Annotated in this window: 6 protein-coding genes and 2 CRISPR repeat arrays; of the genes, 2 read left to right on the top strand and 4 right to left on the bottom strand. The window is 49.6% G+C overall.

The window, feature by feature from the left end; genetic code table 11:
* Positions 1 to 38: 38 nt before the first annotated feature.
* Positions 39 to 341: a CRISPR direct-repeat array (repeat unit 32 nt; unit sequence GTCGCACTCTATGTGAGTGCGTGGATTGAAAT).
* Positions 342 to 385: 44 nt separating this feature from the next.
* The 4 genes from CHH67_RS12960 to CHH67_RS12945 are packed head-to-tail and all read right to left on the bottom strand — an operon-like array spanning position 386 to position 4,342.
* A complete protein-coding gene (locus CHH67_RS12960; RefSeq protein ID WP_095265612.1) occupies positions 386 to 616 on the bottom strand; it encodes a hypothetical protein in 231 nt (76 codons plus the stop codon).
* Between the two features lie 3 nt (positions 617 to 619).
* On the bottom strand, positions 620 to 1,780 hold the full coding sequence (locus tag CHH67_RS12955; protein WP_095265611.1) for a Ger(x)C family spore germination protein: 1,161 nt from the start codon (positions 1,778 to 1,780) through the stop codon (positions 620 to 622).
* 4 nt (positions 1,781 to 1,784) lie between these two features.
* Positions 1,785 to 2,870 carry a GerAB/ArcD/ProY family transporter gene (locus tag CHH67_RS12950; protein ID WP_095265610.1) on the bottom strand — a complete coding sequence of 362 codons (1,086 nt, stop codon included), beginning with the start codon at positions 2,868 to 2,870 and terminating at the stop codon, positions 1,785 to 1,787.
* A gap of 35 nt (positions 2,871 to 2,905) precedes the next feature.
* On the bottom strand, positions 2,906 to 4,342 hold the full coding sequence (locus CHH67_RS12945) for a spore germination protein (RefSeq protein ID WP_095265609.1): 1,437 nt from the start codon (positions 4,340 to 4,342) through the stop codon (positions 2,906 to 2,908).
* Positions 4,343 to 4,666: 324 nt separating this feature from the next.
* On the opposite strand from CHH67_RS12945, the gene CHH67_RS12935 reads away from it, so the two are divergent.
* Both CHH67_RS12935 and CHH67_RS12930 read left to right on the top strand, forming a co-directional pair.
* Positions 4,667 to 5,263 (top strand): TetR/AcrR family transcriptional regulator, encoded by a 597-nt coding sequence (locus CHH67_RS12935; RefSeq protein ID WP_095265607.1) that lies wholly within the window; start codon positions 4,667 to 4,669, stop codon positions 5,261 to 5,263.
* 191 nt (positions 5,264 to 5,454) lie between these two features.
* Positions 5,455 to 6,153: an SDR family oxidoreductase gene (locus CHH67_RS12930; protein ID WP_095265606.1), complete on the top strand. Its 699-nt coding sequence runs from the start codon at positions 5,455 to 5,457 to the stop codon at positions 6,151 to 6,153.
* Between the two features lie 221 nt (positions 6,154 to 6,374).
* A CRISPR array of direct repeats spans positions 6,375 to 7,085; the repeat unit is 32 nt; unit sequence GTCGCACTCTATGTGAGTGCGTGGATTGAAAT.
* Positions 7,086 to 7,120: the final 35 nt, after the last annotated feature.

Genomic DNA, 7,120 nt, shown 5'->3' with positions numbered 1-7,120 from the left:
CTAGCGCGATGACAGCGTGATAGGCGAACGTTAGGATGGTCGCACTCTATGTGAGTGCGTGGATTGAAATCGACCGTGCTCGAATACTACGAAACGGTTGAGGTCGCACTCTATGTGAGTGCGTGGATTGAAATGTTGGGTATGGTTAGGTATGGTTTGGTTAGGTTGGTGTCGCACTCTATGTGAGTGCGTGGATTGAAATCCTGGTAACTGACAATGGTTTTTGGGGAGACGCCTCGAGTCGCACTCTATGTGAGTGCGTGGATTGAAATATATCGCGTTAGGTTGAAAGGAGGCATTTCATGGATTGTCGCACTCCATGTGAGTGCGTGGATTGAAATTATCCCTCCTTGGGTTTATAGGGCTTCCCTAGCGCGATCGCACTCTACTCCAACCCGAGCCAGCTTGATACGGGAATCAGCACGGTTGATACGGCTTCGTTCAGTCCAGGCAACTCGGGGTAGAACACGATCAGACTGTATAGGGTCGCGGCAGCGAGGCTGAAGATGGCGACCCACGTTTTTTCTTTACGCTGCTTCTTGCGCAGTTGCTTCCATTCAAACCCAATCACGATAGCGGCAATAAGAAAACCATAAGCGAGCTGCAAGCTAGGCATGGCTCATTCTCCCCCCTCTTCGGTGGATAATTTGGATGGGACTCGCATCATGCCGATGCGTCTCATCACGAATTTCGGGTGAATATCGATCTCAAGATTCTGGAAGATCGTCTCCCATTCGTCTTTCACACGATTGAATTCATGCGGATATTTTCGGTGAAACGCGTCGGCGAAACCGAAGATGTCCGCTTGTTGCTGCTGCGCGTATTGGATGGTCTCCTTGAGGCGGTTGGTAAGCATTTGTTCGGCAGCATTCTCGATCAGCGGCGCGGCTTGCGGGTTGCTTGTTGTCAGACGGGTCGAATTCTGGATGAGATCGTTCTCGCAGTCGATATGAATGCCCATACTCCATTTGCCGTTCTCATACCGAGGCTTCAGGCGCGTATGGGAACGAAAGACTCGCAGGGAAATATCCCCCGGATAATCCTCGATCTTCAGATTGATGGTCGCTTCATGAAGCTTGTCTGTCATCCACAAGATGCCCTGCGAAGTTGCGGAACCGACTTGTCCCACCATCCGATCCGATTTGAAAATAGCGGTGGTGTCGCGTCTGGCCGAGGGTTGCTCGCCTGTCAGCTCTACCATAGGCAAGGTGAAGGCCCCCGCCTTGCTGTGCAGGGCGCTCTTCAAATCCTTAATGGTCATGCTCAGCTTTAGATGCAGCGACGCGAATTTCTGCAGGATGTCCGCAGTAGAAGTTTCCATCCTAGGGCTTTTGCCGAGCACATCGGCAGGTTTATTTTTGCTAACATAGACAAACGTCGTCAGACGAAAATCCGGATTGCGCAGCAAGTAATCCATCTCTTCCACAATGCCGCGGCGGGCGAACTTTTCGCTGAACAGTAAAATCTCCGTCTGACCCCAGAATAAAAGTCGAGGCACTTTCGCCTGAAGCTTGGAGACAGCATCAGCCAGCGTAATGCCGGATGCAGTCACCGACGAAGTGCTCGGTCCGTTGCTGGGACTCATGCTTTGACGTCCGGACGATTGCGGAACCAAAAACTGCACCGTCAATTCGATGTCTTCCTGGTCGTTCAGATCGAGACCGACAGCAGTAATGATGTTGACATCATTGATCTCTTTCCGATCCCAGCAGCCGCATAGCCCCAGTAGACAGAACAGGACCAGAAGGATGCATATACAGGCGCGTTTGACTTGACTCATGCCTTCACCCCTTTACTTTGCGCTGAATCCATGCCGCGAGCAGCACGATGGAGGGCAGCAAGGTGTTGAAGCAAGTGAAATAGGTGGGCGAGACGCTTGAGAAGAAATCGATCAGCTTCTGCGTGTTCGGCACAATCCATAACCCGGTTGCTGCGAGCAGCAATGACAACGGAAGCGACAAGCTGCGATAATCGCTCAGCTTTAACAGATGGGCGGTCCCATACACCATCGCGTAGTGGAATACGGAGATTTTCAAGTAAATGGTCAGTATCCAGAAGGCCAGCGGCAATGCGTCGATATTTTCAAAAAAAGAACCCACGTTGATATAACGGATGACTTCAAAGAATGGATAAATGAAATTTGTTGTTTCGATGCCGAAAATGAGCAGCGATGAAAAACTGATCAGCACAAAAGTTATGATCACTCCGACCAGCGCCCAAAGACTGTATTTCTTAATATGCTTGCCGCTGGAAAGGAACGGGATCAGGAAAGCGAGCATTATAAATTCGCCGTACCAGGTTTGTAGCAAGAAGCCTCCTTTAAGGCTGGGCAGCGCTCCGAACTCCAGAATCGGCAAGATGTTCTGGAATTCCCAATCAGGAATCGTAATCAGCAACAAGCCGAACCAGACAATGAGGGAGATCGGCAGGAATAATTGAGCGGTTCGGGCCAGCACCTCGATGCCGCCTCGTACAGCCAGCGCACAGACCGCAGCCATCAAGCCGATAATGGCGGGGACAGGCGTTTTGGGCAAAAATACCGTGATGACAAACTCCGCATATTGTCGAATGAACAAGGCGTTTGCGTGCAGGAAAAAGAACAGATAAACGATGCCGAGCAGCTTGCCCAGATAGGAACCGAGGAGCTGTTCGAACATCTCAAATGGATGGAGTCCCGGGTACAGCTTGTTCAAGGACAAGGCGATAAAGATTCCCCAAAAGCCAAAAACAGCAGCGATGATGGCCGACAGCCAAAAGTCACGGCCTGCCTGTTGCCCTGCTATGGACGGCATGATCAGAATCGAGGTTGCAATAACAGTGACGTATAGCAAGTAGGCGACTTGTCCGTCGGATATTCTCCCTTGTTCCATCCTGTTTCGAACTCTCCTTTCTTTCTGTTTCCTGTTTATTCTTTGCGATCCGCAGACGGCTTGGAGACGGGCTGACGATTGGGATTGCCGTGAACCGTTGAAGGTCGTTGATTCATTTTCCACCAAGGGGCTCGGACAATCACGTCTTTAAAGTCACCGGTACGGATAGGAGCGAATGGCGACATATAGTTAACGCCGAATGATTTGATGGAGCACAGGTGAATGCATAACACAATCAGCCCGATCATCATGCCGACCAAGCCGAAGATGCCGGAAATGACCGTAAGCGGAAATCGCAGCAGACGTATGGGCAAACCAGCGGCAAACCGCGGCACGGTGAATGAAGCGATCCCGGTAAAAGCGACGACAATCACAATCGGGGACGATATAATGCCAGCCGAGACGGCAGCTTCCCCAATGACGAGCGCACCGACAATGGTGACGGCAAAGCCGACCTGCTTCGGCAATCGGATGCCCGCTTCCCGCAGCGATTCGAAGGCGGCCTCCATGATCAGCACCTCGATCAAGGTCGGGAAAGGAATGGCTTCCCTGGCGGAAGCGATGCTGTTCAGCAATTGCGTCGGAATCATCTCTTGGTGAAATGTCATGATGGAGATGTATAAAGACGGTAAGGTGATGGAGCAGATGAACAGAGCAATCCGCAGCCAGCGAACCGCTGTACTGAACGTGTAACGTTCATAATAATCCTCAGGGGATTGCAGCAGGGACGGCAACGTAATCGGAAGCGTAAGCACAACCGGTGTATTGTCTGTCACTATGGCGATTCGGCCCTGCAGCAGGCTGGATGCAACCACGTCCACCCGTTCCGAGGGCTTCACCTGAGGAAACGGCGAGTAGGGATGATCCTCGATAAATTCCTCCAGATAGCTGCTTTCCAGCACCCCATCAATATCGATTTGCTGCAAGCGATCCCAGACTGTCTGGATCACTTTCGGATCAGCAAGGTCCTGTATGTACACGATCGTCACGGAAGTAGCGGTTAACCGTCCGATCTGCAATGTTTTCATTTTCAGCCGTGGGGTACGGATCTTGCGGCGGAGCAAGGCAGTATTAATGCGCATCGATTCGATAAACCCGTCTTTAGGCCCGCGAATGACTGGTTCGGTCTCCGGTTCTACGATCTGTCGAGTCTCAAATCGGGTGACACTCAGGAAGAACCCTTTGTCCTGAACAAGCAGCAACGCGTGTCCGCCAGAGAGATGGAGAAGGCCATCCTGCCAATTGTTTACCGGACCGCTTGATGAGATGGGGATGAACCGCTCTTGATGCTCATCTGCTTGGATCCATTCTTCCGCTTCCTTCGGATCAATGCTCATTAAAGACCGAAGCACGTTCTCATCCAGCTCTTCCGTATTCGTCAGACCATCCACGTATGCCATGAGCGCTGGAAACTTCCCTGCGACGAGAAAAGATTGGAAGACGACATCGTCGCAATCCTTATAAGTTTCAATTGACGAACGTTGTCTTCAAACGAGTCGGAAAGCGGCGTGTTATATTCCTTCCACGAAGAGAGGGCGGTCTGTTGCACGTCGTCTAGATTCGCTTGATTGAGATTAGGCCTATGCTTTCGAAACATGCGATCCTCCTGCTGCCATATTGGTTAGAGATTTATGGGAAGGGGCTGATTAGCATTTTTCCTTATCCTTTCCATGCTTGGCATTAAACATGTATGAGGTGTCTGTCGGATATAGGGTTTCTATTCTCGGCAATTTTTTGATAAAATGTACTAATCTTAAGGTTTAGTGGTATGAAATCAATGAAGAGGGAAGATAACCATGGCGAGACCAAGAGAGTTTGATCGGGACGAGGCACTGGATAAAGCGCTGGATCTGTTCTGGAGCAAAGGATATGAAAAAACTTCGATTCAGGATTTAGTGGACCATACCGGCGTTCATCGCGGAAGCATCTATGATACGTTTGGCGACAAGAATCAATTGTTCCTGACCTGCCTAGAACGGTTTCATGGCGTGCATAAGGACCGGGCTTTTCAGGTTTTGAATACGCCGGGTGAGCCTCAGGATATCCTTGAACGGTTTTTTGAAGAACTGATCGACAGAGCTATGGACAACGACAATCAGCGCCGCGGCTGTTTCATTACCAATACGGCAATGGAATTGGGCGCTACAGATCCGGAGATATCTGCACGCATCGCGTCTTATCTTCAGGCTATGGAGGACTTTTTTCTTGGCTTTCTCCAGCGTTGTCAGCCATCAGGTGTGCTTAATGACAGCCTGAGTGTGGAGGAAATGGCCCGGTTTCTGCTTAATACAAGACAGGGATTATATGTGCTGGGCAAAACTGCAACCGATCGTAAAATGCTGGAAGATGTGAGCAAGGTAGCGATCCATGCCATCTTGAAACCGAAAAAATAATTGACTGATCGTTCTTAAATGAAGTATTCTATCTACACAACAAAGGGGGAACCTTTGTTAATTTAAGAATGATTGTTCTTGAATAACGGACTGAAACGTAATCTGAGCTTTCTGATGGATGGATCTTTCGAGGAGGGCTCAGATATTTTCTCCTCATTTAAGAATGATCGTTCCAAAAAGGAGAGGTCGCTATGAATATTTCGAATCAAACTGCGCTCGTGACGGGAAGCAACCGGGGACTAGGTAAACATCTGGCTCAGGAGCTTCTGGCAAGAGGCGCTAAAGTGTATGCCGGGGCAAGAAATCCGGATTCCATCCATGTGCCGGGGGCGATCCCGTTGCAGCTTGATATCACAGACCCTGAATCCGTGGCAGCAGCGGCAGAGCGCGCCGGGGACGTGACGCTTCTTATCAACAACGCTGGTGTATCAACAGGTGCTTCACTTCTTACGGGAAAACTGGAGGACATCCACTTGGAGTTTAACACCCATTTTTATGGCACATTATCGGTGATTCGGGCCTTTGCACCGGTCATGGAGAAGAATGGCGGGGGAGCGATCCTGAATATTCTATCCGTGCTATCGTGGCTAAGTCTAGGGGGAAGCGGCGCGTATTCGTCTGCGAAATCGGCTGAATGGGGATTGACCAATGCGATTCGCTTGGAGCTGGCTCCGAAGAACATTAGCGTTGCCGGCCTGCACGTAGGTTTCATCGATACAGCTATGACAGCTGGTATTAAATCTCCGAAGTTAGACCCGGCGGATGTGGCACGGATAGCTATCGATGGGATCGAAGCAGATCTCTATGAGATTCTAGCTGATGACATCAGCAGACAGGTACAACAAGGGCTTTCCGGAGGCGTTTCCGCGCTGTATCCTGCTTTGAACTAAGAGCAGTTCTGCTGTTAGTGCTCTGGCATGATAGTTATCATATGGAATTCACGGTGCGAACCCCAAGCGCACATAAAATCCCTGGGAGGTTCGCACCTCGCGTCCCACAAGGGTTCCCGGGGATTTTAGTGGAAAATATGCTCAATTTATAGTACCTTAAAAAGAGGTTCGCACTTTGTGCCTTCTGAAGCCTTGTGGGACAAGGCTCCAGAAGGTACGCTGTCGCACTCTATGTGAGTGCGTGGATTGAAATGTTGCCAAAAGGGAATTAACGTAAAAGATTCGGCAACAGTCGCACTCTATGTGAGTGCGTGGATTGAAATCTTGCCGTTGTTTTCGGCGAGGAGGGAGATTGGGGTCGCACTCTATGTGAGTGCGTGGATTGAAATTCTGATTATTTCTTAATAGTTTGCAATCTGGCAAACTAGTCGCACTCTATGTGAGTGCGTGGATTGAAATTTATCGATTTGCACAGCGCAATCTATAACGCGGGCCGTCGCACTCTATGTGAGTGCGTGGATTGAAATTCTGTCCGACAACTTCTTAGCAAAGGGTTTAATAAGTCGCACTCTATGTGAGTGCGTGGATTGAAATTAGGTGATCACGAATTTCATCAAAATAATGAGACGATGTCGCACTCTATGTGAGTGCGTGGATTGAAATCCTGAAGTGATGTGGGGTCGTGGATTGAAAAGAGCGTCGCACTCTATGTGAGTGCGTGGATTGAAATGTTCGGACTTACAACCAATCTGCTTCTCACGGAGTCGCACTCTATGTGAGTGCGTGGATTGAAATTCCATTTCTTCAAACTTGGTTACATAAGCTGCTGTAGTCGCACTCTATGTGAGTGCGTGGATTGAAATTCTAATTCTTGATCCCATGACGTTCATTGACTAAACAGTCGCACTCTATGTGAGTGCGTGGATTGAAATTAATTCCGCGATTTCGGCCTGCAGGCGTTCGAGTT

Origin of the sequence: Paenibacillus campinasensis, from assembly GCF_002272015.1 — a bacterium.
Classification (GTDB): Bacteria; Bacillota; Bacilli; order Paenibacillales; family Paenibacillaceae; genus Paenibacillus_AQ; species Paenibacillus_AQ campinasensis.
Note: the sequence above shows the minus strand (reverse complement) of the source record. Positions and strands in the feature narration are given on the sequence as shown.